This is a genomic window from Maridesulfovibrio sp. (genome assembly GCF_965230075.1).
Taxonomy (GTDB): domain Bacteria; phylum Desulfobacterota; class Desulfovibrionia; order Desulfovibrionales; family Desulfovibrionaceae; genus Maridesulfovibrio.
In genome coordinates, this window is sequence record NZ_OZ245945.1 from 3,958,242 (window position 1) to 3,983,585 (window position 25,344).

Annotated in this window: 22 protein-coding genes; 7 read left to right on the forward strand and 15 right to left on the reverse strand. The window is 48.5% G+C overall.

All coding sequences use genetic code 11. The features are described from left to right. Positions 1-29: 29 nt before the first annotated feature. The 5 genes from rodA to ACO05Z_RS17930 all read right to left on the reverse strand — a co-directional run bounded on the left by rodA (position 30) and on the right by ACO05Z_RS17930 (position 5,544). Entirely contained in the window at positions 30-1,145 is a 1,116-nt protein-coding gene (gene rodA / locus ACO05Z_RS17910; protein ID WP_421903544.1) for a rod shape-determining protein RodA, read from the reverse strand. Next, a complete protein-coding gene (gene mrdA / locus ACO05Z_RS17915) occupies positions 1,145-2,941 on the reverse strand; it encodes a penicillin-binding protein 2 (RefSeq protein ID WP_421903545.1) in 1,797 nt (598 codons plus the stop codon). The genes rodA and mrdA overlap by 1 nt, the downstream gene beginning before the upstream one ends. Beyond that, entirely contained in the window at positions 2,928-3,389 is a 462-nt protein-coding gene (locus ACO05Z_RS17920) for a hypothetical protein (RefSeq protein WP_421903546.1), read from the reverse strand. The genes mrdA and ACO05Z_RS17920 overlap by 14 nt, the downstream gene beginning before the upstream one ends. 3 nt (positions 3,390-3,392) lie before the next feature. Next, complete coding sequence (mreC, locus tag ACO05Z_RS17925; protein WP_421903547.1) at positions 3,393-4,283, reverse strand: rod shape-determining protein MreC; 891 nt, start codon at positions 4,281-4,283, stop codon at positions 3,393-3,395. A 220-nt stretch (positions 4,284-4,503) separates the two neighbouring features. After that, the gene (locus ACO05Z_RS17930; protein ID WP_015853329.1) at positions 4,504-5,544 is read right to left on the reverse strand and encodes a rod shape-determining protein; all 1,041 of its coding nucleotides are present in this window, start codon (positions 5,542-5,544) and stop codon (positions 4,504-4,506) included. A 232-nt stretch (positions 5,545-5,776) separates the two neighbouring features. Here ACO05Z_RS17930 and ACO05Z_RS17935 point away from each other — a divergent pair, with 232 nt between their 5' ends. Next, positions 5,777-6,760 (forward strand): TIGR01212 family radical SAM protein, encoded by a 984-nt coding sequence (locus ACO05Z_RS17935; protein ID WP_421903549.1) that lies wholly within the window; start codon positions 5,777-5,779, stop codon positions 6,758-6,760. Between the two features lie 114 nt (positions 6,761-6,874). Here the strand turns inward: ACO05Z_RS17935 and ACO05Z_RS17940 are convergent, their stop codons facing one another. The 6 genes from ACO05Z_RS17940 to ACO05Z_RS17965 form a co-directional block, all read right to left on the reverse strand. Further along, entirely contained in the window at positions 6,875-8,062 is a 1,188-nt protein-coding gene (locus ACO05Z_RS17940; RefSeq protein WP_421903550.1) for a glycosyltransferase family 4 protein, read from the reverse strand. 31 nt (positions 8,063-8,093) lie between these two features. Beyond that, the gene (locus tag ACO05Z_RS17945) at positions 8,094-9,407 is read right to left on the reverse strand and encodes a nucleotide sugar dehydrogenase (protein WP_421903552.1); all 1,314 of its coding nucleotides are present in this window, start codon (positions 9,405-9,407) and stop codon (positions 8,094-8,096) included. 10 nt (positions 9,408-9,417) lie between these two features. Next, positions 9,418-11,409, reverse strand: coding sequence for an alginate lyase family protein (locus tag ACO05Z_RS17950; protein ID WP_421903553.1), 1,992 nt, complete (start codon positions 11,407-11,409; stop codon positions 9,418-9,420). Between the two features lie 164 nt (positions 11,410-11,573). Beyond that, complete coding sequence (gene pstA, locus ACO05Z_RS17955; protein ID WP_421904197.1) at positions 11,574-12,422, reverse strand: phosphate ABC transporter permease PstA; 849 nt, start codon at positions 12,420-12,422, stop codon at positions 11,574-11,576. Positions 12,423-12,554: 132 nt separating this feature from the next. After that, positions 12,555-13,421 (reverse strand): phosphate ABC transporter permease subunit PstC, encoded by an 867-nt coding sequence (gene pstC / locus ACO05Z_RS17960; RefSeq protein WP_421904198.1) that lies wholly within the window; start codon positions 13,419-13,421, stop codon positions 12,555-12,557. A gap of 616 nt (positions 13,422-14,037) precedes the next feature. Next, positions 14,038-14,856, reverse strand: coding sequence for a PstS family phosphate ABC transporter substrate-binding protein (locus ACO05Z_RS17965; RefSeq protein ID WP_421903554.1), 819 nt, complete (start codon positions 14,854-14,856; stop codon positions 14,038-14,040). Positions 14,857-15,166: 310 nt separating this feature from the next. On the opposite strand from ACO05Z_RS17965, the gene ACO05Z_RS17970 reads away from it, so the two are divergent. From ACO05Z_RS17970 to ACO05Z_RS17990, 5 genes are all read left to right on the forward strand, one after another. Continuing rightward, a complete protein-coding gene (locus ACO05Z_RS17970) occupies positions 15,167-16,519 on the forward strand; it encodes a protoporphyrinogen/coproporphyrinogen oxidase (RefSeq protein ID WP_421903555.1) in 1,353 nt (450 codons plus the stop codon). Between the two features lie 4 nt (positions 16,520-16,523). Then, positions 16,524-17,600, forward strand: coding sequence for a M24 family metallopeptidase (locus ACO05Z_RS17975; protein ID WP_421903556.1), 1,077 nt, complete (start codon positions 16,524-16,526; stop codon positions 17,598-17,600). Positions 17,601-17,709: 109 nt separating this feature from the next. Then, positions 17,710-17,991 carry a DUF4911 domain-containing protein gene (locus ACO05Z_RS17980; RefSeq protein ID WP_421903557.1) on the forward strand — a complete coding sequence of 94 codons (282 nt, stop codon included), beginning with the start codon at positions 17,710-17,712 and terminating at the stop codon, positions 17,989-17,991. A gap of 159 nt (positions 17,992-18,150) precedes the next feature. Then, entirely contained in the window at positions 18,151-18,756 is a 606-nt protein-coding gene (locus ACO05Z_RS17985; protein WP_421903558.1) for a TetR/AcrR family transcriptional regulator, read from the forward strand. A 123-nt stretch (positions 18,757-18,879) separates the two neighbouring features. Then, positions 18,880-19,362 carry a methyltransferase family protein gene (locus tag ACO05Z_RS17990; RefSeq protein WP_421903559.1) on the forward strand — a complete coding sequence of 161 codons (483 nt, stop codon included), beginning with the start codon at positions 18,880-18,882 and terminating at the stop codon, positions 19,360-19,362. Positions 19,363-19,455: 93 nt separating this feature from the next. Here the strand turns inward: ACO05Z_RS17990 and ACO05Z_RS17995 are convergent, their stop codons facing one another. Both ACO05Z_RS17995 and ACO05Z_RS18000 read right to left on the reverse strand, forming a co-directional pair. Then, on the reverse strand, positions 19,456-20,223 hold the full coding sequence (locus ACO05Z_RS17995) for a class I SAM-dependent methyltransferase (RefSeq protein ID WP_421903560.1): 768 nt from the start codon (positions 20,221-20,223) through the stop codon (positions 19,456-19,458). A gap of 133 nt (positions 20,224-20,356) precedes the next feature. Further along, the gene (locus ACO05Z_RS18000) at positions 20,357-21,883 is read right to left on the reverse strand and encodes a YifB family Mg chelatase-like AAA ATPase (protein WP_421903561.1); all 1,527 of its coding nucleotides are present in this window, start codon (positions 21,881-21,883) and stop codon (positions 20,357-20,359) included. A gap of 206 nt (positions 21,884-22,089) precedes the next feature. On the opposite strand from ACO05Z_RS18000, the gene ACO05Z_RS18005 reads away from it, so the two are divergent. Beyond that, the gene (locus tag ACO05Z_RS18005; RefSeq protein WP_421903562.1) at positions 22,090-24,135 is read left to right on the forward strand and encodes a B12-binding domain-containing radical SAM protein; all 2,046 of its coding nucleotides are present in this window, start codon (positions 22,090-22,092) and stop codon (positions 24,133-24,135) included. A 44-nt stretch (positions 24,136-24,179) separates the two neighbouring features. Here the strand turns inward: ACO05Z_RS18005 and ACO05Z_RS18010 are convergent, their stop codons facing one another. Further along, entirely contained in the window at positions 24,180-24,614 is a 435-nt protein-coding gene (locus ACO05Z_RS18010; RefSeq protein ID WP_421903563.1) for a BLUF domain-containing protein, read from the reverse strand. Between the two features lie 140 nt (positions 24,615-24,754). Further along, a complete protein-coding gene (locus ACO05Z_RS18015) occupies positions 24,755-25,330 on the reverse strand; it encodes a flavin reductase family protein (protein WP_421903564.1) in 576 nt (191 codons plus the stop codon). Positions 25,331-25,344: the final 14 nt, after the last annotated feature.

The following is a 25,344-nucleotide window of genomic DNA, read 5'->3' on the forward strand; positions in this document are numbered from 1 at the left end:
GCCGGTTTTTGAAAACCCAAACATGCGGCTTACCCCTGTTTGAATACGTAACGTCTCATGGAAACGTTTAAAACGAGTCCCACGAGACAAAGATTGACGACTGTACCACTGCCGCCGTAACTGATGAATGGTAAAGGGATGCCTACTACCGGCATTAGTCCGAGGACCATACCCATATTAATAAGGATTTGCCAGAAGAAATAAAAGAATACGCCTGCCGCAAGATAGCTTCCGAACAGGTCTTTTGCTTCTCTGGCTGTCACGACCATTTGATATAAAAACACACAAAAAAGACTAAGCAGAGCCATGGCTCCGGCAAAGCCCCATTCCTCACCGAAAACAGCGATGGCGAAGTCAGTATGCTTCTCGGGCAGAAACCGCAACTGCGACTGCGTTCCACCCAGAAAACCTTTACCCCAGACCCTTCCGGACCCGATAGCAATTTCCGACTGGATGATATGATACCCCGCACCAAGCGGATCGCTGGCCGGGTTCATGAATGAAATAACCCTGCGCTTTTGGTAATCGTGCATGAAAAGCCAGCCCAACGGAATCAAGCAGGGGCCGACTACGGCGAGAGTTTTGAAGAGTTTTGGAGTCAGCCCACGGTAGAGGATCATACCACCGAGAATGAGCAGGATATTAAGTCCCGAGCCAAGGTCCGGCTGGGCAATTACCATCCCGGCAGGAATCAGCCCTACCCCGACTACATAGGCCAGATTCTTGATATTGAGCGGGTCACTGCTGCGGGACAGGATCTTGGCTCCGATAACCAGAATGGTAATCTTGGCCATTTCACTGGGCTGGAAATTGAAGAACCCCAGATCAAGCCATCGTCGGGCACCGTAAATGGTCTTACCGATAACCGGCACACAAGCCAGTAGAATAACCGTAACCCAGAACAGAGGCCAGGCAATGGTCCTTAAATGCCGGTAATCAAAAAGCATGAAAGTGATCATCCCGGCAAAACCCATCAGTCCCCAGATAAGCTGCTTCTGATAAAAAGAGCTGACACTCATTCCCTGCTCCAGCCTGAAACCGCTGGCGGAATAGAGATTAAGGACTCCCACAAAGAAAAGCATAGCCGCCAGTCCCAGCAGGAACCAGTTCATATGAATAAGTAATCTGCGGTCAATGGGAGACATTATTTCTTACCCTTCTTGCCTTTGAAAATATAATCGTAGATAGCTTTAACTATCGGACCGGCCCCGGAACCACCGTGTAAACCGTGCTCCACCATGCAGACCACCACGTAACGCTGGGTTCCTTTTTCCGCAAAACTGGCCATCCAAGCGTGATCCCTATATTTATAAGGGATATCTTCATCTTTCATTTTCTTGAGTTCATCAGTGAGCTTAACAACCTGGGCGGTCCCGGTCTTACCGCCGACAACCACGCCTTTCATACGCAACCTGCGGGCGGTTCCACGCGGCTTATCTACGGTGGCAATCATGGCCTTGCGGATTAATTCGCGTTGATTATCTGTAAGCGGAAGTACGCCTTGTTCTTCGGCAGGTTCACCGGCCAGAAGCTGCGGCCTGAGCAACCTGCCGCCATTAATCAGTGATGAAATGGAACGGGCCACCTGCAAGGGAGTTACGAGGACATAACCCTGCCCGATGGAAAAGTTCAGGTTCTCACCGGGATGCCAGATTTCTCCAAATCTCCTTTTTTTCCACTTACGGGTCGGAATCAGGCCACCTTTTTCATGTGGAAGCGATATTCCGGTGGGTTTGCCATATCCTGCGGCAAAGGCATATTCACTCATCCGGTCTATGCCGAGTTTTTTGCCCAATTTGTAATAGTAAACGTCACAGGATTCCACCAGTGACTTTTCAAGATCAGTCTCACCGTGTCCGCCTTTTTTCCAGCAACGAAACACATATTTACCCAGCTTCATATGACCGGGACAATAAACCGTATCTTCGGGGGTAACGACTCCGTAATGGAGCCCGGCCCCGGCAACAGTCATCTTAAAGACCGATCCCGGAGGGTACACCGACTGGATAACCCTGTTCTGCAAAGGAGTTCTGGGATCATCACGTAAAGCGACCCACTGCTTCTGACTCAGTCCGTCAGTAAAGGCATTGTTGTCGTAGGAAGGGGCACTGACGAAAGCCAGAATCTGACCGTTATCAGGATTCATGACCACGACAGCCCCGGCCTTGCCTTCAAGCAGCTTTCCGCCGAGTTCCTGAAGGCCGAGATCTATTGAAAGATCAATATCCTCTCCGGCAATGGGAGGATTAAGAATACGCTGTTTAAGCCTGCGCCCGGTAGCATCAACCTCACTCTGCCTGCGGCCTTTGATGCCCCGGAACCTTTTTTCCAAGACATATTCAAGGCCCTGCTTCCCAACATAGTCACCTACTGCGAGATCGGAATCATCTTCCAGCTCGGCTTCATCTACTTCGGAAACATAACCCAGAACATGGGAAAGAAGCGGCCCCTGTAAATACTTGCGCCGGGGACGGACCACAACCTCAAGGCCGGGCCAGTGCAATGAATTGGCCTCAATAACTGCAACCTGCTCAAAGGTGAGGTTGGGGACAAGAATAAGGGGCTCAAACGGCTTGACCCTGCGCCGAGATTTCTTGAAGACTTTCTTAAGCTTGGCAAGGTCCACTCCGGTCCACTCTGACACTGTCTTCAAAGTGGCATCAAGATCCTTGCAGTCCTCACGGACAATACCCAGCGCATAGGCAGGCTCGTTGACAGCCAAAAGCTCTCCGTTACGGTCCCTGATCAGACCGCGCGGGGCATAGAGATTGTCCTGACGCAGCTGGTTGTTACGGGCCTGTTCGGAAAAATACTCGCCCTTATGGATCTGTAGATACCAGAAACGTAGAGCAAAAATACAAAATAAAAGCAGAATAAGCCCCTGCAAGAGCAGCAGGCCGTTCTTGGGAGGTTGCTGAGTCTTGGATTCATACAGGCTCATGTCTAAACCTTTGCGGATAAATATATTTCAACAGAAGCCATTCGACGGGGAAAATCACGGCCTGCAGGATTCCTTCAAAAATATAGCGGTCCGGAACCCAGACCATATCAGCGAGCATGGACATCATTGCGGTCAAAGCAGGATGTAAGGTGCCGAGCACTACTCCGCAAAGCAGGGCGAACATCATGGACTGCACATCAAAAAACATTGCGCCGCAACGATAAAGGACGATAATTGAGGAATACCACAGAACGGAATAACCAAAGGGGAGACCGCCGATACCATCCTGAATAAGAGACCAGATCAAAATCAGCCAAACTATATGGTACTTCTTTTCCAGCTGGATGCAGAGCAGCAATCCCGGAGCGAGAAAATCAACTCCCGGCACAATCTTTTGTGCCCAGATTGCTACAAAACTGAAGCAGGCCCACCAAAAAGCGGAGTACATGGCCTACCTCCCTTCAGCAGTGGTGGAATTATCGGACTGGACCGTGGAATTAACATTCCCGGCAGTGGAATTGGAATCCGGCACCACCCTATGCAGCAGGAGAACCTCTTCGGTATTCTCCATATCCACCAGAGGGATAGCCTCAACATTGAGAAAAAGCGAAATATCGGAACGCTCCACAGAAGTGATCTTAGCCACCGGCAACCCGGGAGGAAATAACCCGGCCAGCCCGGAGGTAACCAGAATCTCACCTTCTGTGACAGGAGCATTGAGCTTCATATACTTTACGCTCAAAGGCTCGCCCTCACCGTTTCCGACCAGAAGTCCGGTAGAACGGTGAATCTGACCGCGAACAGATATTCTGCTGTTCAGGTCAGTAAGCAGCAAAGCCTTTGATGCACTGAGCCCCGGCTCAACAACCCGGCCCACAACCCCAAGGGGAGTAATTACCGGGGTATCAGGGCCAACCCCAGAGACCACGCCCTTATTGATGATAATTGAATCAAGGGCTGCGGAAGGCCCCATACGCTGGGCAATAATCCGGGCTCCGTCTGTTTTCCAGTTCCGGACCGGCTTGATCTCAAGCAGACTTTGATAACGCTCGGCCTCGGCTGCTTTTTCACGCAGCTTCATGATCTCGAGGCGCATCAGATCATTCTGGGAACTCAGCTGGTCATTGAGCTGTTTCAAGCCCACGAGATAAACATACTTATCCCAGAACTCAACCGACTGGTCATGCACATATTCACAGGGCCACAAAACCCATTTGACGATTTCAAGACCGGTAAACCCGGCGAGACGGTCCAGCTGTCCGGACCTCAGGTTCCATGAATACAGGCTGAGGTAGACAAACAGGCCAATAATGACGGCTATAGCGGCACGCTTAAGCTTCACACTTAATCCTCTGTAACTTAAGGCAGAGATTAAAAAACAATTAGAAAAAAAGCTATAACCAGAAAGACGAAAGTCCGGACTGAGAAAATCGGAATCAATTTCAAGCCCGGGCACGGTCAATTTCTGAGGACATAGCTTTTTGCAGACTAAATCCGCAAAAAACTATGCCCTCAGCCGTAACTGGTGCACTCGATCCCATCCGCGGCAAAAGAAGCGGATTTTAATCAATAGTTACGTCTTTATAGATGTTTATTTCATCTAAAGCTCTACCGGAACCGACAACAACGGCATCAAGCGGCATATCAACCACAGTGATGGGCAGGTGGGTTTCCTGACTCAGGAGCTGATCCAGCCCCTTGAGCAGTGCTCCACCGCCGGTAAGCACAATACCCCGGTCAACGATGTCGGCTGCAAGTTCAGGCGGAGTCTGTTCGAGGGCCACACGAACGCCCTGAACAATGGAATCCACCTGTTCGGAAATTGCTTTCCTGATCTCTTCGGAAGTGATCAGAATATTCTGGGGGATACCGGTCACGAGGTCACGACCCTTAACTTCCATCTCCAGTTCCTCTTCCAGAGGAAAAGCGGAACCGATCTTGATCTTGATGGATTCGGCAGTTGATTCACCGATGAGCATTGAGTACTTGCGTTTTACATGCTGCATGATGGCTTCATCCATTTTGTCACCGCCCACGCGTACGGATCGGGCGTAAACAATACCGGAAAGGGAGATAACCGCGATTTCAGAAGTACCACCGCCGATATCTACAACCATGTTGGAGGTAGGTTCGGTGATCGGCAGGTTGGCGCCGATAGCCGCTGCCATGGGTTCCTCAATGAGGTAAACCTCACGGGCACCGGCGGACTGGGCACTTTCCTTGACCGCCCTTTTTTCCACCTGGGTAATCCCGGTGGGAACGCAGATCATGATCCGGGGACGGACCAGCCTGCGGCTGTTATGGACTTTTGAAATGAAATGGCGCAACATGGCTTCAGTGACCTCAAAGTCAGCAATAACGCCGTCTTTCATAGGTCTGATAGCCACGATATTACCGGGAGTTCGACCAAGCATCCTCTTGGCTTCCAACCCAACGGCGAGAACCTTGCTACCGCCGTTAACGTCTCTCTTCACAGCGACCACAGAAGGTTCGCTGAGCATAACGCCTTTACCTTTTACATAAACCAGTGTGTTAGCTGTACCGAGGTCGATTGCAAGGTCACTGGAAAACGAACCGAGTATCTTGTCGAAAATCGATGCCATATTAAACTGGAAACTCCAAAAAAAATGTGATTCTAAAACACCCCACCGGGGGCGGACTTAACGTCTATCAAAAGAAAATCCTAGGAGTTAACTAGCAGAAGAAAGTGTGGCAGGCAACACATTACAGCACTTCGGCCAGCTACTGCCCTTAGCACCTAATCGTTCGTAAAAACAGACTTTTTGTTCTAAACAGCGAATAAACAGCTTTAAAAGCTTCAAATAAGGAGATTTCATGCACCGTTTTTACGGTTTAGCTGCCCGCCTGAGACAAAGTTTCGGAGAGCGGGTCCAGAAAATTCCACTTGATTTCGGATTCACCTGCCCCAACCGAGACGGCTCCATTTCCCGCAAGGGATGTATCTTCTGCAGCCCGAAGGGATCAGGTTCAGGGCTACACTCTCTCTCCATGTCCATACCCGAACAATGGGCCCACTGGCAGGAGAAACTTTCCAAGCTCTACACCGCCAAGCTTTACCTCGCCTACCTGCAATCCTACTCCAACACCTATTGCAGTTATGATGAACTTAAATGCGCCCTTGATCAGCTGGACGGACTGCCCGGACTGGCCGGACTCTGCATCGGCACCCGCCCGGACTGCCTTGATGACGACAAGCTTGCCCTGATTAAAAATCTGGGACTCAAGGAGACATGGCTCGACCTCGGTCTGCAAAGCTCCAACAACGCAACCTTGGAACGCATCAATCGCGGCCATACTGCCGAGCAATTTGCCGAAGCCGTAGAAATGGCCCATGCACACGGGCTGGACGTATGCGCCCACCTCATAGCCGGACTGCCCGGCGAAACTGCTGAGGATTTCCTTGAATCATTACATTTCCTGAACGATCTGCCCATTGCCGGGATCAAGTTCCACAATCTTTTCGTGGGCAAGGGAACCCCGCTGACCAAACTACATGAAGCAGGCGAATATACTCCCATTGAACAGGATGAATACATCTCCATGCTGGTGGAGGCCATTTCCATCCTGCGCACCGACATTGTCATCCATCGCCTCAAGGCAGATGCGGTGCCCGGAGAACTGGTCGCCCCGGAATGGGTGCGTATGAAACGCACTGTGCTCAATGAGATCGAAAAGACCATGAAAGAAAAAGGGATCTGGCAAGGCTGCGCGCGGGACGATGCACCAGACGAACCTCCGCTCTGGTATGGCCCTGAAGGCAAGCCTCCGGCGCTACCGCGAGTCCCTCCGGGGGCTTAAACCCTTTGAAAAGGTTTTAATAATCCCAAACTTTTTTAATAAGGCTTCGCCGCTTTGTATGAAAAAGACGATTAAAAAAGAAAGCCTCCCATTTTAGCGGGAGGCTTTCTTTTTTTAATCTTTGAAAACGGCTTCATAAGCCTTTAACAGCTTGGGCTCTTCGTACTTCCACTCCAGTTCATTTCTTACCCGGCGGTATCCCAGTGCTCCCATTTTATCTCTTAGGTCGGGGCATTCCAATAGTTGAACTATTTTATCACCCATGTCTTTGTAATCATTGGGAGCAGCATAAAGAGATGCTCCCTGTGCGGAAAAACGCCCTTCAGTTAAATCAAATTGGACAATAGGTTTTCCAAGGGCCATGTATTCCATAATTTTATTCATGGTCGACTTGTCGTTCATTTCATTGGCCCGATCAGGATTCACGCAAATATCAGCGGTATTGAGCATCTCCAGCAAATCCTGATCCGGGACCCTGCCGGTGAAAGTAACGTAATCTGAGACTTTGAGTTCCTCTGCCAGCACCTTCATTTCCGCAAGAGAAGTTCCGCCGCCAACCAGACCGAAATGGATATCCTGCCGCCCTAAATCATGAACGATGTAATCAACCGAGCGCAGCAACAAATCGAGACCTTCCTGCTTGCCCATTACCCCCACATAGCCAACTAGATAGGTACGCCCATTTTTGAGCGCTTCCACCGGGGGAATAAATTTCAAGCGATCCAGCTTCGGACCGCTGCGCACCACGTATACTTTTTCAGGGTCCATTTTGCCCCGTTCAATGGCAATACGCTTATAGGATTCATTGGTGGCAATTGAAACATCAGCCGCCATGAAGGTGGCCCTCTCAAGCCAGACCATCAGCTTCCAGAAAAAGTCACGTTTATTGAACTTGGCTTCGTAAAGCTCAGGGTTGATATCATGATGGTCAAAAATAAACTTTGTTTTGCAGAACAGCTTAAAAACCAAACCGATCAGAAAAAACAGATCCGGCGGATTGCAGGCATGAATCACATCAAATCCCTGCTCCCGGCGGACCTTCCATGCCAACCTGAATGTGTGCCATAAGGCCGCGCTGTACTCAACAGCATACCCCTTTGCCCCTTCTCCTTCCAAGGGCAAGTCATAGCGGTAGATGTGAATCCCTTCGATTTCTTCATAATACCCTTCATACCCCTTGCCTGTGGGGCAAATAATGGACACATGGTACCCGGCAGCACGCAAGGATGTGGCTTCCTGCCAGACCCGTCGGTCAAAGGGGGAAGGTAGATTTTCAACCAGAATCAAGACTTTTCGAGACATGAAACGCTCCAAACTGTTTAGAAAATCCTCTTTACCAGCAAATCCCGTCAATCACCTCATCATCCGAGGGGGAATCAACAACCCTGACCAAATCCACAACAACCTGACCGGGCCGCAACCTTGTTTGAATATCTTTAAACTCAGGAGAACTGTTGCCAACAACAATCGTCTCAGCATACTCCAATACACTTTCAATATCAGAAACCATGAGTTTTGAAATGTGCGGGATACGGTTCATGATATAGTCACGGTTGGCGCCCAGCAATCTTGCGGCATTAACGTTGCTGTCATACAATCTGAGTTCGAATCCCTTACCGATAAGTCGTTCAATCACCTCTACCAGAGGACTTTCACGCAAATCGTCAGTCCCGGCTTTAAAACTGAATCCAAGAAAGCCAACCTTCCGATTGCCTTTACCTATGATCATGGACAACCCTCTTTCGATATGATGCCTATTGCTTCGCAATACATTATTTAAAAGAGGTAAATCCAAGCCCAACTGGTTTGCCTTGTAGGTCAGAGCCCGCACATCTTTAGGCAAGCAGGAGCCGCCAAAAGCAAAGCCCGGTTTCATGTAATAGCTGGAAATATTAAGCTTGGTATCTGCGCAAAAAATATCCATCACTTTATGACTGTCTATCCCTACCTCTTTACAAATCGAACCAATTTCATTTGCAAAAGCTACCTTGACGGCATGCCAGTTGTTGTCGGCATACTTGACCATTTCGGACACTTCCATCTCGGTTCGGATCAGCGGGGCATCAATACCGGTATAAAGCGAAGCGAGAATGTCACCACTTTTTGAGTCACTTTCCCCGATAACAGTTTTCGGGGGATGATAAAAATCATGGACGGATGTTCCTTCACGCAGAAATTCCGGATTATTGCACACACCGAAATCGCGACCTGCCACCTTACCTGAAGAGTTTTCCAAGGCAGGGATCACCAATGAACGCATCGACCCCGGCAGTATAGTACTGCGGATTACCACCACATGAAATTCATCTTTATCCTTGAGCACTGCGCCAATGTCTTCGCAAACACGCCGGACATAACTTAAATCCAAGCTACCGTTAAATTGGCTCGGTGTTCCCACACAAACAAGGGAAATTTCGGATGAAAAGATTGCTTCTTCGGCAGAAGTGCTTGCCTTCAGAGCCCCCCTCTGAACAGCCTGCTGGATAATATCACCGATCTGATCTTCAATGATGGGGGTTTGTCCACTGTTGATCATGTCGACTTTTACCTGATTCGGGTCGACACCGATAACCTCATGCCCACCCTTAGCCAAACACCCGGCAGAGACTGACCCAACATATCCTAATCCAAATATGCTAACCTTCATATCCGTCCCTTTACTTAAAAATATATTTAAACACAGTTAAAAAATTACTTTTACCTTCAAAACTCCCTGCCCAGACTATCGTTGGAGAAGGGACTTTCAGATCAAATTTCCGTGAGATCCAGCCCAGCGGAAGCTCCTCGTTCCCTTGAACCACTTTCGGTTCCATACCGCTATCAGGCATCGACATTTCAAGTAATACTTTCGGGGAGCTTATGAATACACTTCCTTTTCTTATTTCGACAGAGCAGGACTCTGCCACATGCCACAACAATTCGATCACATGCTCTTGTGCACAATCAAGATTATCATAAACTTCAATTACACCTAAATCTTTCTTAAATTTAATACTGCGGGAATGAACAACAGGATCGGCGAGACGAGTATAGCCATCATGAGTGCCCCTAAAACAATCCTGCTCAATTGAAATTTCAAAAGATTCACACCAGGCCTTGGCGTGTTTAGTCCATAAAAAATTACCGCCGGACACAGACTGATCCTGCCCATCAATACGTGCAGTATTGTGCGCTGAAGTTCCCTTGAAATAATCCCGCCATTTCTGTTCGGTATGATAAGCATATGTGCCCGGATCAATGAACAATTCATCGCCACCAATAGATAAAACCATGGCAAGAGCATCAGCATGACCATGCGCAGCGATCGAAGTAAAACCCAATGGCCCGGCATCAACGATTAGCTTCACTTCCTTATCTGTTTCAAAATCCTTCCCAAGGATATAGTACCCACCTTCAGGATATTCCCGACGAAACCCGAAAAAATCTTTGGGTGCTAAGCTAAGCAACTCATCAAAATCGACTTCCCCTTCTTCGCCCAAAAGCCAGCGACTTTTGTCATCAAACAAACCCGCCTTTTGCGCAAAGTCGGACCTCTTGAAAATCACTGCCCCGGTTGCAAGCAGCGATTGGTATACTGAAAAACCTTCCTGCGGCACAAAACGAACCATTACCGCATCATCGGAATCACCAATCATGGGTACTGACATATTCGTATTTGCCATTGCCCCGATAAACTCGATCATGGACTCCAAGCGGTTCCAATACTCTTCGGAAAAATCACCCCCGTTCGTGCGTCCCACAAGACCGCAAAGCAGGAGCATGTCTGTAACCTCGTGGTGATACCAGATCCCCTGCTCCCGGTTACAACCGTCTGTAAAATTCTGCTTCAGGGCCTCAACTTCAAGGCCGGCCTTGGCCCTTTCCTGCCAACGCGGACTTTCTTTCCAGCACGGCCAGACCGTGGAAGCTATAAAAAGCCCCATATACTCACCGAGAAGATGATTGTTGGCTGAGGAGTAACGGGAAAAATAGCCGTTGATAAAATGGCAGTGCTGAAAAACTGACTCCAGCCAACGCTTACGAAATTCATCCCCTTCTTTTCCGGCAAAAAGGAGAGACTCATCTCCTCCCAAAAGATGCCATGCAAAAGCCCAGTTAACCAACCGGACGGCGAGTTCAAGTGAACTTGTCCAATTGGGGCCATATAAATAGGGGCACTCGTCAAGCCACGATTCCAGCAGGGACTTACAACCGTAGGCATATTTTATATCCCCGGACAGAGAATAAGCCTGCGCAAGGGTTACCAACTCCAGATGGCGGTTGGGTTCCCAAAGATATTTAATATTACCAACAATGGATTCATCGCGGTAATTCAACTTTTTCCCGAAAACAAAGGGGGCGGAAATCCCGGTCAAAGGATCAGTATTCCAATTCGGAGGAAAACCAAGCTCGCAATTACTGAGGGCAAAAATGTTGAAATATCCATCCAGTATTTTGTCTGCGGCCAGAAGATAAGATTCAACTTCAGGCAGGACATGATCTATATCAAGAACATGGTTACTCCCACCGGAAGCAGCTTCCGGTTCAGCAATTAAATATCCCCGTGCCTGAGCCTCTGCTTCGCAGGCCATGTGCAGCCGATAAAGCACTTCAGGCAGGCTCATCCGCTTCAAGCGCGCAATCAGCCAACTTATATTCTTGCCCCTCACGATCATAACCACCCGTTACAAAAGTAATTTAGTCAGAATAAAAATAGCATATTTTTTTCCCGACCACTATCTCGGATTAAGGGAAGCATCACAAAACGAGAAACGGCCCGCACGTATACACGCACGGGCCGTTCCAAGCACGGTCAAGAGGGTGAGGATGAAAATTACTTGTTACCCTTTCTCTGCATCTTTGCCCTGATGTAGATAGCCAGCATGTTCATGCTCAACACGAGGGTGATCAGAACGAGGGAAGTCCCGTACTGGATGTGCCTTGTCTTCTCAATCTCAGTACCGGCAGTAGCCAGAACGTAGATATGATAAGGAAGTGCCATCACATCATCAAAAAGTGATTCCGGCATTTCAGGGGTGAAGAACACAGCTGCGGTGAACATGATTGCTGCGGTTTCCCCAGCTGCCCTTGAGAGGGTCAGGATTGCACCGGTGAGCATTCCGGGCAAAGCGGCAGGCAGTACTACTTTATAAATAGTCTGCCACTTGGTGGCGCCAAGACCTAGGGATGCTTCACGGTAGGTCTGGGGAACGGACCTGAGTGCTTCTTCGGATGCTCCGATTACGAGCGGAAGAGCCAATGCACCGAGGGTACAGACCCCGGCCATAATACTTACGCCCATACCCATAACGGTAACGAACAAAGAAAGCCCGAAAAGACCGAAAACAACGGACGGAACTCCAGCGAGGTTATTGATCCCCAGACGGATAATACGCACAAGTCTGGGTGAGGTAGCATATTCATTAAGATAGATGGCAGTGGCGATCCCCCAGGGGAGAGCAATCATCAACGCGCCGTAGCTGAGTACGATGGTTCCCACAATACAGGGGAAGATACCACCGGCAGTCATGGACTCACGCGGTGCTTCGGTCAGGAACTCCCAGCTCATAGCCGGCAGGCCGTAGTAAAGCACAAAGCCGACGATGATCAGCAGAGCAATACCGTTAATGGCAGCAGCGCCTTTAAAAAGCAGGAAGACCACTTTCTGGATCTTCTCCCTCATTGAATAATTATCATTACCCGGTTCCATCATGGTCTCGGCTACTTCAATATTACTTTCCATCATGGAATCCACTTGTTCAATTGTTTCAGCGTTGTTCATTTCTTTCACCAATTATTATCCCGTGCGTTTCAGTTACAGGGTAGCGGAACCGACCTGTTTGTATTTATGGGCCACGTAATCCGCAATAAGGTTGAAAGCCATGGTAAACAGGAAGAGCACCATGCCAATTGCGAAAAGCGCGTAGTAATGGTCACTGTGGAAGGGAGCTTCACCCATTTCAGCAGCAATTGACGCGGGCATGGGGCGGACCGGATCAAAAATCGATGTCGGCAGCAAACCTGCACCACCGGCAACCATGAGAACAACCATAGTTTCACCGATAGACCGGGCCATACCGAGGATAACCCCGGTGGAGATACCTGACAGGGAAGCGGGAACAATCACCTTGTAAATTGACTGCCAATGGGTGGCACCCAAAGCAAGGGAAGCCTCTTTAAGTTCAGGTGGAACGGAATAAATTGCATCCTCGGAAATACTGGTGATGGTCGGCACAGCCATAAAGGCCAGCATGACCGAAGCATTAAAGAGGTTAAGACCGACTGCGATATCAAAAGTATCCTGCAGGAAGGGAGCAACCACGACCATACCGAAGAAACCGATAACAACCGAAGGCAGTGCAGCCAGCATTTCAACTGCGGGCTTAACAATATTACGTATTTTAAGCGGTGCAATCTCAGCCAGATAAATAGCTGTCATAACCCCGAGAGGAATAGCGATAAGAGAAGAAAGAAGAGTAACCGATCCCGAACCGACAATCAGGGGCCAGATGCCGAAGGCAGGATCATCTTCATCTGTCGGATACCATTCATGCCCGAAAAGAAAATCGCCCACGGAGACATGTTTGAATATGGGCAGTCCCTCAACAAAGAGAAATATCATGATCAGGAAAAGGACCATAATGGATGTGAACGCGGTAACGAGAAATACTGAATGAATTATGCGCTCAGTTGTGCGCCTGCCGAGTGAAAGTCTGGAAAGAGAAAAGATTACAACACTCAGAAAAGCAAGAATTCCACAGAGCACATACCAGCCTGTGGATCTGGAAGAGATCATCTTTTCTGTGCTGGTTTTAATAAGGGTCAGTGCTTCAGCATCTGCTTTACTCTTACCCATAACTGCAGGATCAGTGCGGACATAGGTGTAAACCCTGTTCAGCTCAGCGTTGAGCTCTTTCATCCTGAGTTCTTTTTCTGCCCTGCTCAGACCTGTTTCTTCTGTGGACTCAGCAACTTCATGGGTGGAAAGCATCATGACTTTCTTGAGCGCACCGGTAGCACTCATGGAATAGTCTCCCCTCTGCGCCACCTTTTCCGCTGAGGTAATGAAAATCTGTTCAGCTTCAGTGCGCACACCCAGCTTATAGGCATATACTCCGGTCACAACTGTGAGGGTTATGAGCAGTAAACAGATATTGCGGGACGTTATCACGACTTTTCCCCTGATATAAAATTTGTTATTACGTTTGCTTAAGAGACTTGAAATTCCGGGGGGACTTTGAAGTCCCCCCGGACCTTGTTTTTATTCTATCGGACCCGGCTTTTCCGGAAAGCCTGTACTATTTTACGGGAATGAAACCGGTGTCAGCAGCAAGCTTCTGACCTGCGGGGCTCATCATGAAGTCAAGAAGAGCTTTAGTTTCGCCGGTGGGTGCACCGGGGGTGTAGAGGTTCAGGCCACGGGAGATGGGGTAGGAACCGTCTTTAGCAGTAGCAACGGAAGCTCCAACACCATTTACAACAACACCCTTGAGCTCTTTGTTCAGGTAAGCAAGACCAACGTAACCGATGGCTTTTTTGTTCTTGGATACAGCCTGAGCAACAGCACCGTTGGAAGCCTGAAGCAGAGCGCCGGGGAATACACGGTGCTTCTTACCGTCTTTCTTCATTACTTTGCTTTTCCAGCAGTCGTAGGTACCGGAGGAGGTGTCACGGGAGATAACAACGATCTTTGCATCATCGCCGCCAACTTCTTTCCAGTTGGTAATTTTACCGGTGTAAATGCCCCAGAGCTGATCTTTGGAAAGCTTGGAAACGGGGTTGCCGGGGTTTACAACGGGAACGATGCAGTCAAGAGCAACGATGAACTGGGTAGGCTTGCGGCCGTTGTCGGTAGCTTTCTGAATTTCGCCGCCTTTCATATCGCGGGACATCATAGCGATATCGGTGGTGCCGTCGATCAGTGCTTTAGCACCGTTGGAGGAACCGCCACCGGAGATGGAGATGGAAACATTGGGGTTGGCCTTCATGAAAGCTTCAGCAGCTTTCTGCATGAGAGGCAGAACAGTGGTGGAACCTTTAACCTGAATGGAACCTGCAAATGCGGAACCTGTAAAAGCCATTACCATTACAGCAACGAGAGCAATAATTCTTTTCATTTCTTCTTTTCCTCCAAAGAATGGAATTTTGATTTCAGACTCAGTTTCTTTTTACCGCGTCCGTTTTCTAGCGTTGAGCAATGGTCTATCTGAACTTAGTTACAAACCTGTTACGCGTAAAAGAAAGATCAGTTACAGTGTAACTTCTGCACACCACACTCAAAATAAATCAAATAAAAACAAACTATTACACACATTGCCTTTTGCATATTCTTTGAAACAAAAACGCTGAAAGCTGTTTAATGACGTGCTGGCATAGGGATTGCTTCTGTTACGTAAGACTCAAATCCAATATTGCGGAGTAAGCACAATGAAATGCAGATATGTCATAATCGGCGCGGGTCCCACGGGCCTTGGCGCGGCTCGTCGACTTTCTGAACTCGGTGAAAAATCATTCCTGGTACTGGAAAAAAATTCCTGGCCCGGAGGGCTGGCTTCCAGTTTTACCGATTCAAAAGGATTTACATGGGACATTGGCGGGCATGTGATGTTTTCCCATTACGACTATTACGACAATCTCATTGAAGAGCTTCTAAAGAGCGAATACATCGAGCATCTGCGTGAATCTTGGGTCCGTATTCTTCAAAGCTGGGTTCCATATCCATTCCAGAACAACATCCGTTACCTGCCCAATCAGGAAAAATGGGAATGTGTGCGCGGACTCCTGCCCGGGGAACGTTCCGAAGAACAACCGAATAACTTCCTTGAATGGATTCATTCTATTTTCGGCAAAGGTATCGCCAAACATTTTATGGAACCTTACAATTATAAGGTATGGGCCACCCGTCCTGAAAACATGTCCTTCTCATGGATCGGCGAAAGGGTCAGCGTAGTCGACCTGCGTTCCGTGATCAAAAATATCTTACTTGAACAGGATCAGCTCTCATGGGGACCGAACAACAAATTTAAGTTTCCCCTTAAAGGCGGGACCGGAACCATTTTTAAAAGATTAGCTGAAACTGTTTCCGATCATATTAAATATGATACCCACGTCGCTGCCATTGATCCGCAGGCTAAGACCGTTACAGACACAAAAGGGAACATTTATGAATTCGAACACCTGCTTAACACCGGTCCCATAGACATTCTTGCTTCCCGCTGGCTGTCTGACCCTACAGACCAGCTTGTTAACGCTGCCCATGCGCTCAAACACAATAGTGTGATTGTTGCCGGTATCGGACTCTCCAGTTCCAAACCGGATTCTCGCTGCTGGATGTATTTCCCAGAGAATGACAACCCGTTTTACAGGGTTACCAATTTTCATAACTACTCGCCCAACAACACTCCGGACCCCGGTAAAGGGCGGGCACTTATGTGTGAAGTTTCCTACTCTGATGAGAAGGTTATCGATAAGAACAACATAATCAGAGAAATTGAAAACGGACTGGTCAATACATCCATGCTTAAAGAGGAAGACCGCAAAAATATTATTTCCCGCTGGTCAATTAATGTGGATTACGGCTATCCCGTCCCTTGCCTGCAACGCGATGAAGCGTTAAAAGTTCTACAGCCTGCCCTTGAATCCATGGACATCTATTCCCGCGGCCGCTTCGGTGGCTGGAAGTACGAAGTTTCCAACATGGATCATTCTGTGATGCAGGGTGTTGAATGGGCTGAACGGATGATTAACGGACAGCCGGAAACCACATACAGGATCAGTTAAGCACATGACAATTTCCACCGCCACTTATGAACATCGGCGGGAGAATGTCCGCAAACGCCTTAAGGATCGCGGACATCCCCCTCTTCTGGTCAGCTTCGCAGCCAACCGCTACTATCTCAGCGGCTTTGAACTTCACGATCCTCAGTGCAATGAAACAGCAGGTTGGCTGATCATTGATCCTGCAGGCCGTGACTTCCTGCTCACCGACCCTCGTTACCACGATGCGGCCCGCAAAGTCTGGAATGAAGATGACATCTTCATTTATTCCGGGCGTAAATTTGATGCTCTGCGCGAATTCTTCAAGTCCAACGGATTCAAAAAGATTTCCTACGATCCGAAGTCCATTAATATTTTCGAGCATGAAAAGCTCAATGAATTCTGTGAGCTCAAGCCTGTTTCCGGGCTGGTTGAAGATCTGCGTCTGATCAAGGATGAGAATGAAATCAAGCTCATGGAAGAATCCTGCGCTTTGAACCACAAGGTTTACGAGCTGCTTGAATCAAAGCTGGTTCCCGGGCGTACCGAAGCTGAAATCGCATGGGATGTGGAACAGCTTTTCCGCAATAACGGAGCTTCTGAGCTCGCTTTCCCCTCCATTGTCGGCATCGGCCCCAATGCGGCCCTGCCCCATGCCATCCCCGGCAGTGACAAGTTGGAGGAAGGCTCACTGGTGCTCATCGATATGGGTGGTCGCATGGGCGATTACTGCTCTGACCAGACCCGTACTTTCTGGGTCGGCGACAAGCCTTCCGACCGTTTTCTCACCGTGCGCGATCAGGTACAGGAAGCCCAGATGGAAGCCATCAAGGTGCTGCGTCCCGGACTGCCCATCCAGCATGCCTACCACACAGCTAAGGCTGTTTTTGAGAAATACGGGGTCGAAAAGTACTTTACCCATTCGCTGGGACACGGTATCGGCCTTGAAACACATGAGCCGCCCAGTGTCAGTCCCATTGCTTCCGGTGAACTGAAACCGGGTATGGTCATCACTGTGGAACCCGGACTCTACTACCCTGATTGGGGCGGTATCCGCTGGGAATACATGGTGCTCATCACTGAAGACGGATATAAAATTTTATAGAAGATGCCTCCGGCGTCCAGAGAAACTTTTGGAAAAAGTTTCTCTGGACTCTTCAAAAACTTTTAATAAGGCTTCGCCTCTTCGTAGGGGGCGAAGCACTAAATTATATATGGCCCGTAGAAAAAGAAAACCTCGCCCGCGTCCTTTGCCCCCGCCGCCGGATAATTCCTGCCGCATGTATATCCAGATTGCACCTTCTGATATTGCAATCTTTCGTTTCCTTATGGAGGCCGTGGACAACCTCGCCCTTTTCACCATTGCCGACCGATTCAAAGGGATTCTCCTGCTGCGCTTCAGTCCGCATCAGGAACGGGAATTCCGTGAATTCATGAATGGACTCAAGCAGGAAATCGACATCAAATTCCTGCCCAACCCTTCTGAGCCGGCATAGTTTTATTATTATCTGTATTTTTCAGCCCGACACTATTAAGTGTCGGGCTTTCTTATTTTCAGGGTCCATACTTTAAAATATGAATCTAGTTTCATATTTATTGACAATATGAATATGAATTTATATTCATAAAACATATTTATAGACTTCGGAGTAATAATGAGCAGAGCACCAGTCCAGAAAAGAAGTAAAGAAAAGAAGCGACGGATCATTGTCGCCGGGATGAAGCTACTCTCAGAAAAAGGATTTCACGGGACAGGAGTTACTGAGATAGCAGAAGAAGCCAAGGTTTCAGTGGGGTCATTCTACAGTTACTTCAAGGATAAAAAAGACCTTCTGGATCAAGTCAGCGAAGCATATGCAGCCAGCATAACCAAAGGAGTTTACGGTGATTTTGCGAGCAATGCCCCATATGCGAAAGGGCCACGAAAAATAACCGCTTATATAGTTGAAACAGCAAAGCAGGCCCACACCCTTTCAACAGAACTCCACCGGGAAATGCTGGCCCTAAAAAACAGGGAACCCCATATGGCAAAACTGGATCGCAGCATCGTTAAAGCCCTAGAATCCGGGATAGTAGAAATTTTACGAAACTGCGAAGATGCTGTTCGAATCATAGACTTGGATGTTGGCGCAAGACTTGTCAGCGGAGCAATTGAAGAGACAATGCATCGGTGCTTTCTTGAGGCCGGAGAACCGGATACAGAAATTTTTTTTACTGAGCTGGCAGAAATGTGCCACCTATATCTTTTCAAAAAAGAATAACGCTCAACAAACGGTTTTTGTTGCACTTTCTTTTAAACTGTTGGATTATGATTCTGTCTGGAATTCTATTCATATGCAATTGCAACGGTGCTGATATCAACCGGAAAAATAGTGGAGCAGATTATGGAAGAGCGCAACAGAAGTGTATTCGGAGTCGGACTGAAGATCTTCAAACCAACAATTATCTACGGCCTAGCTGCCTTGATCATTACTCTGATCTTTCCCAAAATTTTCTTAATGACTTTCCTGCCCAGTGCGGCGTTCAATATTCTGGGCGGCATGCTGCTGGGAATCGGAATAGCCTTCCTCTTTATCTCCGGGGTGACAGTAAAAAAAGCAGTGGAAGAAGAACGGCTTGAAACCACAGGAACTTTCGCCATAGTGCGCAACCCGCTCTACTTTGCGTGGATAGCGTTCATCTTCACCGGAAGTGCCATTGCCACTCAGGCTTGGCTGCTCTTTGGCATGTGCTTTGTGGCTTATTACAAATTCCTGCACCACATTCCCGAAGAAGAAGCTGTTCTGGAAGAACTTTTCGGTAAGGAATACTTGGACTACAAAAAGCAAGTCCCATCAATTGTTCCCAACCTGAAAGAACTGCTCTAAAATTTAGCTAGAGATAGTATAAAAAAAGTCTGGTCATTTCTGGCCAGACTTTTTTGTTTTTAAAGCGCTTCAACTGAAACGCAGCAGATGCTATCATGTCCCGCCCGGACAATGATAGTGAGCCCGGTTCCGGGCAAAGGGAACATTCTCGGACGGACGTTTTCCCCCGGAACAGGATTCAAAGGTCGGTGCATAGCGGGTGGAGGATTTCTCCATCACAATACAAAAAAGATCTCTGGGAAGCGCACCCTCTTCGATCCGTTCAATGGACTTAATCTTGAAGCCACTGGCCAGCCCGCGAAGTTTATCTTCACTGAAAAAATGGACCGCAAATTTCCCAACCTCATACAGGTTCTCCCCCAGATGTTCCCCGGCACGGTAATGGCGGTCAAAAATGGATCGCACCGAATAAATTGCCAGACCGCCGGGCTTGAGCACCCGGTGCAATTCACTCAAAGCACAGGAGATCTCAGCCATGGTAAGTTCCATGCACAGCAGCATGTGAGAATAACAGGCATCAAAGGATTCAGATTCAAAAGGAAGCGGTTTGCGAATATCGAAAAAACAGGAATCTATATAGGAAGAAAGAGAGGAAGCAATGGCTTTGGAAGAAATTTCATCAACGGCCCGGGTGGAATAATCAAGGGCTGTAACCTTGATACCGTCCCCAGCAAACAAAAAAGTATCACGCCCCTGCCCGCAACCAGTCTCCAGCACGGAACAGACGTCATTTTCCCGGAACAACTCTAACGACTTCTGAGCTAGCGCACTGGGTTGTTCCCCGAAGTAGCTTTCGGACTCTGTAAAAATTTGATCCCAAAGCTCTTGTTGCTTAGTAAAAGCATTCATTACCGGCTTCATTACCCCTCCCTGAAATAACCAGTACGGTAGGTAATATTACAGCCAGCCTGACTTGGCAACTACTGAAATGCAGCAATTACCCCTTAAATTCGACATTCCCAGTCTCATAAGAACACACTGATTACGTCAGAAATCAGCCCTGCCTATCCATACTCCGGTAATTGATAGCTTCAGCCAAATGCTGGACCTGAATCATTTCAGCTCCAGCCAGATCGGCAATGGTCCGCGAAATACGCAGGATGCGGGTATATGCACGGGCTGAAAGTCCAAGACTGCGCACAGCCTGCTCCAGAAAAGCGTGCTCAGCTTCACTGAGCTTGCAGAATTTCTCCAGCGATGAACCGGACAACTCGCTATTGGTCAGAATATCCATATCCTTGTAACGCTCGGCCTGAATATCCCGCACCCGCTCAATATTAGCACGCATGGATGCAGAGTCCAGACCGGAGGGATCGCGCAAATCCTTATACTCCACTGCCGGGACCTCAATCTGCAAATCAATACGATCCAACAACGGCCCGGAAAGCTTGGAACGGTAACGGCCAACAGCCTGCGCAGAACAAGTACAGGCATGCCGTTCATCAGTAAAATATCCACATGGACAAGGGTTCATGGCCGCCACAAGCATGAAATCTGCCGGATAAGAAAGAGACATGGCCGCACGCGAAATAGTCACTTCGCCCCCCTCTAAAGGCTGGCGCAAAACCTCGAGCACATTCTTTTTAAACTCGGGGAGCTCATCAAGAAAAAGTACGCCGCGATGGGCCAAAGAAACTTCACCCGGCTTAGGGTAGGCTCCGCCGCCGATAAGTCCGGCATCGGAAATAGTATGGTGCGGCGCCCGGAAAGGACGGGTGACCATAAGCGACTTATCGCGCTCCAACTGACCGGAGACACTGTAAATCTTGGTTACTTCCAATGCTTCTTCAAAGACCAGCGGGGGAAGCACCGTGGGGATGCGTCGGGCCAACATGGTCTTACCACTGCCCGGAGGACCGATAAAGAGCAGGTTGTGATTCCCCGCAGCTCCAATCTCAATGGCTCGCTTGGCATGTTCCTGCCCTTTGACCTCTGAGAAATCCATACCGAATGCCTGCCGCCCGGACCAAAGCAAGTCCGTATCTACCTTTGCAGGCTCAAGACTCTCCTCACCGATCAGGAAATTAGCCAGTTGTGACAGGGTTGCCACCCCGTATACGGAAAGCCCCTCTACCACCGCAGCTTCATTGACGTTCTCAGGGCTGACAATAAGCCCCTTTGCTCCTTTACGTCTGGCTTCAATGGCCAGCGGAAGTACTCCATGAACAGGTTTAACCCCACCGCTCAAAGAAAGTTCCCCGGCCAAAAACCAACCCTCCAGGGCCGACTGGTCAATTACCCCTGCTGCACCGAGCAAAGATGCTGCCAAAGGCAGGTCATACGCTGATCCGGCCTTGCGGATGTCTGCCGGAGCAAGGTTCACAGTAATACGTGATGGAGGAATACGATATCCGGAGTTCTTAAGGGCAGAGAACACGCGCTCCTTACTTTCCTTGACCGCCCCCTCGGCCAGACCGACCATGGTAAATGCGGGCATACCCTGCCGGGTCAAATCAACTTCCAAATCAACTTTAAAGGCATCAATGCCCATAAGGGCGGCACAGGAAACTTTAGCAATCATTGAACTTCCAGCGGTAAAAATTGGTATTTAAATTTATAATCGGCTTTTTGATATATGTTTTGCACGCCCAAAGCAAGGAAGAGGCGAAAACGCCTGACCTTTTTCAGCATGATTAATCCCGGCGATGATAATTTTTGCCATTCACCTTGCCTGCGTTTATATTATGAATGGAAACAGACAGCTTAATCATTCAAAGGATCATTAAAGTGAAAGTTTACCTCATCAAAGCATCGGCCCCCGGTCTATTCAAGGAATACAAAAAATACATGGGTGCGCCTCCGCAGAATATTTTCTCCCTTGCCGCCGCTACCCCACGCAGAGTGATAGTGGATATGTGCGATGAAACGCAGGACATGAAGCCGAAAATGAATACTGACGCGGATATCGTGGTTATCTGTTTCCATACCCCGGATGCGGTGCATGCTTATAAAATGGCAGATAAATACCGCTCCAAAGGAAAAACCGTGGTCCTCGGCGGTCTGCATCCCAGCTTCATGCCTGACGAAGCGGAACAACATGCCGATGCCTTGCTCGTCGGTGAAGTGGAAGGAATCTGGACCCAACTTCTCAAGGATTACAAAGACGGGACCCTCAAAACAAGGTACCAGCGCAGCACTCCGGTAGATATGGCTAAACTGCGCCCTTATCCTACGGGAATCATTCCTGCTTCCCGATACAAAGGGATCTGGTCAGTGCTGGTTTCGCGCGGGTGTGTACACCGCTGCGAATTCTGCGTTATCCCGCCATTCTTCAAAGGCAAGTACCGTTTGCGGCCCATTGAAAATATTGTCGCGGAGATCAAAGCCGCTCCGGCCAAATGGTTTGAGCTGCACTCCGACAACCTGACCGCGGACCGCGACTATACCATAGAACTTTTCAAGGCGCTCATACCCCTGAACATCAAATGGGTTGGGGAGTCGACCATCAAAATGGCACAGGATGAAGAGCTCTTGCGCCTTGCTGCGGAAAGTGGCTGCGAATTACTGCTGGTCGGTATTGAGACTCCCTCACAGGCGGCCTTGAGCAGTTCCGGCAAAAAATTTGTTTCCCCTGCGGAAGTCCGTGCGGCAATTGATAAATTTCATGAATACGGAATCAAGATCAGCTCTTCCATGATCTTCGGCTTCGATTCCCACACCAAAGATATTTTTCAGGAGAGCCTCGACTTTGTTAATGAAATCGGCATCGACGAGGTTGAGTCGGTTATCCTCTGCCCCTTTGCCGGAACGCCCCTCTATAAGAGACTAGAAGCTGAAGGCAGGCTACTGACCAAGGACTGGTCCAAATATGATTGCAGTCAGGCTGTGTTCAAGCCCAAACACATGACCCAGAAAGAGCTAGAAGAAGGGGCAACATGGTTCTGGAAGCAGATAAAAAAAAAGTCACCGCTTTCCGGTGGCGGAGTTACCTCAGCTACTGGTGGCCGTTCTAATCACAAAAAAACAGGAAGCAAAACGGGCAAGACCATGCGCAGCGGAAACCTGAAATGGAAATCCATACTAGCGCTGGCCCTGATCGGAACAGCTGTGCTTATGGACATGCCATGGCTCTGGGGAATCCTATTCCTGCTCTGGGTAATCATGGACCTGAAAAACAGGCAGACCTATCTGCTGGAAGAAATTCCCCGGGACAGCAACCCCATCCTCTATTGGATAATCGTAACCATGTGGTTCTGCTTTACCATGGCCGCACTTAGCTGGCATCCGGCAGTGTATGGATATATATACAGGGAGTTACCAGAAGAAAGTTATCTCAGTAGCTCCATACCTAAAACATATATTCCGAAAGTCACCACTGTTTATGCAGCACCAAAATATAAAGCAGTCAATTTCGGCATGACCTTAAGCATTCCTGAACAATGGACTGTGGCTAAGGTCAAAACTGAAGACGGTCCGGAAATCAATGCTGAAGCTCCCCGGCAAAGAGCGGAAATCACGGCCCTACGTATCAACATGGGGCAAAAACTTTCCATTCCGGCCATCACAGAAATCATGGAAGGGGAAATAAGTAAGGGAATTCCCTTTATCAGCTCCGGTGCGGGAACAGAATTAGCGAAGATAAAGCCGGACTACAAAAATTTTGAAATAAGCTTCAGGGAATATAAAGGGACACTCCATAATGAAAAGCTGGATGTAATTGTCGGTTATGGCAGGCAGCAAGAGAATGCTTACATAATCATCGGCATCTGCGGCTCGGATGATCCGAGCATGCAGAAGGAAGTGATCACTGTGCTGAAGTCTTTCAAGCCATAAAAAACAAAAGCCCCTGCTGTCAGTTCACAGCAGGGGCTTTTTGCTTAGCTGATGTTTTTGCGCCAGCGCCCTTTGATGAACCCATCCAGAACAGACTTGATCCGCCCATGATCACCCTTCAAGGCTGCGAACGGTTTGTCCCGCAACAAATCAAACAAGCCTTCAAAACTAGCGGAATCCCTTGTTACATTCACGTAGCCCATGGTCCAATCACCAAATCCACGTTCTTCGACTTCACGCCGAAGTAAAAGTACAACCGCACCATGTCTTCGGTCATAAGATATTTGTTCATATAATGAATCCACATTTTCCGCGGGTCCTTCCAAAACCTGAAGGAAAGAACCGTCCACGCAAAGCAGAATTCCGGTTATCCCCAATGCGCCATTATTTTTCCGCGAAACATCAAGCAATTCGTGCAGAAAACTCTCCTCAACAGGCTGCGTAGCGCTACTGGCATAGACAATCTGCAAATATCCCATATATCCACCTGCCTCCGATAAATTCAAAATTTAAGACCGAGTAATTTAAAATTACCCCGACTATATTTTTCCTGCAATACCCAAAAAATGGCAGCCACCAAATGACTGCCATTCGTAATCCAACGCCAAACCTACTTAACTTATTTTTTAAGCTGATCCTTGAGTTCTTTACCATCATGCCATGCCTTACCGATCTTGCGACCAAGTCCCCAATAATGGTTGTCGGGCATGGAAAGGGTCATTGGCTTAACTTTTTCAATATCAATATAACCGTCAGTCATGTATTTATCTTCGGTCCAGGTGCCCACCAGCTCGCCAATGAAAATCATATTAGTATCCAGTTCTACAGTCTTGACCAACTTGCACTCCATGGCAATGGGGCAATCCTTGATCAGGGGAGCTTTTTTCAATTCACCGTAGTGGAGATCAAAAAACTGTGATTTATCCACCCGCTTACCGGAAAGCAGCCCCATAAGGTCGGTTTCCTTATGCATGCCTTCGTGGGGGATGTTGATCGAGAACTCGCCGCTTTCGACAATACCGAGGCCAGTGGCGTGGTTCTTGTTTACCGTAACCGCAAAAAGGCAGGGCTGATAATTAACCCGGGTCAGCCATGCAAGAGCCATAAAGTTTGCCCTACCTTCGTAATGGGTGCCCACGATGGACTGCGGTTCCGGCAAAATAAATGCGTTGTTTCCAATGTTGATCCTGCTCATTTTCTTCTCCTTTT

What these genes read in the sequence shown, in the direction of transcription:
- rodA (WP_421903544.1), bottom strand. Translation starts at nt 1,145, where the DNA reads ATGTCTCCCATTGACCGCAGATTACTTATTCATATGAACTGGTTCCTG.
- mrdA (WP_421903545.1), bottom strand. Translation starts at nt 2,941, where the DNA reads ATGAGCCTGTATGAATCCAAGACTCAGCAACCTCCCAAGAACGGCCTG.
- ACO05Z_RS17920 (WP_421903546.1), bottom strand. Translation starts at nt 3,389, where the DNA reads ATGTACTCCGCTTTTTGGTGGGCCTGCTTCAGTTTTGTAGCAATCTGG.
- ACO05Z_RS17930 (WP_015853329.1), bottom strand. Translation starts at nt 5,544, where the DNA reads ATGGCATCGATTTTCGACAAGATACTCGGTTCGTTTTCCAGTGACCTT.
- ACO05Z_RS17935 (WP_421903549.1), top strand. Translation starts at nt 5,777, where the DNA reads ATGCACCGTTTTTACGGTTTAGCTGCCCGCCTGAGACAAAGTTTCGGA.
- ACO05Z_RS17940 (WP_421903550.1), bottom strand. Translation starts at nt 8,062, where the DNA reads ATGTCTCGAAAAGTCTTGATTCTGGTTGAAAATCTACCTTCCCCCTTT.
- ACO05Z_RS17945 (WP_421903552.1), bottom strand. Translation starts at nt 9,407, where the DNA reads ATGAAGGTTAGCATATTTGGATTAGGATATGTTGGGTCAGTCTCTGCC.
- pstA (WP_421904197.1), bottom strand. Translation starts at nt 12,422, where the DNA reads ATGAGGGAGAAGATCCAGAAAGTGGTCTTCCTGCTTTTTAAAGGCGCT.
- ACO05Z_RS17965 (WP_421903554.1), bottom strand. Translation starts at nt 14,856, where the DNA reads ATGAAAAGAATTATTGCTCTCGTTGCTGTAATGGTAATGGCTTTTACA.
- ACO05Z_RS17970 (WP_421903555.1), top strand. Translation starts at nt 15,167, where the DNA reads ATGAAATGCAGATATGTCATAATCGGCGCGGGTCCCACGGGCCTTGGC.
- ACO05Z_RS17975 (WP_421903556.1), top strand. Translation starts at nt 16,524, where the DNA reads ATGACAATTTCCACCGCCACTTATGAACATCGGCGGGAGAATGTCCGC.
- ACO05Z_RS17980 (WP_421903557.1), top strand. Translation starts at nt 17,710, where the DNA reads ATGGCCCGTAGAAAAAGAAAACCTCGCCCGCGTCCTTTGCCCCCGCCG.
- ACO05Z_RS17985 (WP_421903558.1), top strand. Translation starts at nt 18,151, where the DNA reads ATGAGCAGAGCACCAGTCCAGAAAAGAAGTAAAGAAAAGAAGCGACGG.
- ACO05Z_RS17990 (WP_421903559.1), top strand. Translation starts at nt 18,880, where the DNA reads ATGGAAGAGCGCAACAGAAGTGTATTCGGAGTCGGACTGAAGATCTTC.
- ACO05Z_RS17995 (WP_421903560.1), bottom strand. Translation starts at nt 20,223, where the DNA reads ATGAAGCCGGTAATGAATGCTTTTACTAAGCAACAAGAGCTTTGGGAT.
- ACO05Z_RS18000 (WP_421903561.1), bottom strand. Translation starts at nt 21,883, where the DNA reads ATGATTGCTAAAGTTTCCTGTGCCGCCCTTATGGGCATTGATGCCTTT.
- ACO05Z_RS18010 (WP_421903563.1), bottom strand. Translation starts at nt 24,614, where the DNA reads ATGGGATATTTGCAGATTGTCTATGCCAGTAGCGCTACGCAGCCTGTT.
- ACO05Z_RS18015 (WP_421903564.1), bottom strand. Translation starts at nt 25,330, where the DNA reads ATGAGCAGGATCAACATTGGAAACAACGCATTTATTTTGCCGGAACCG.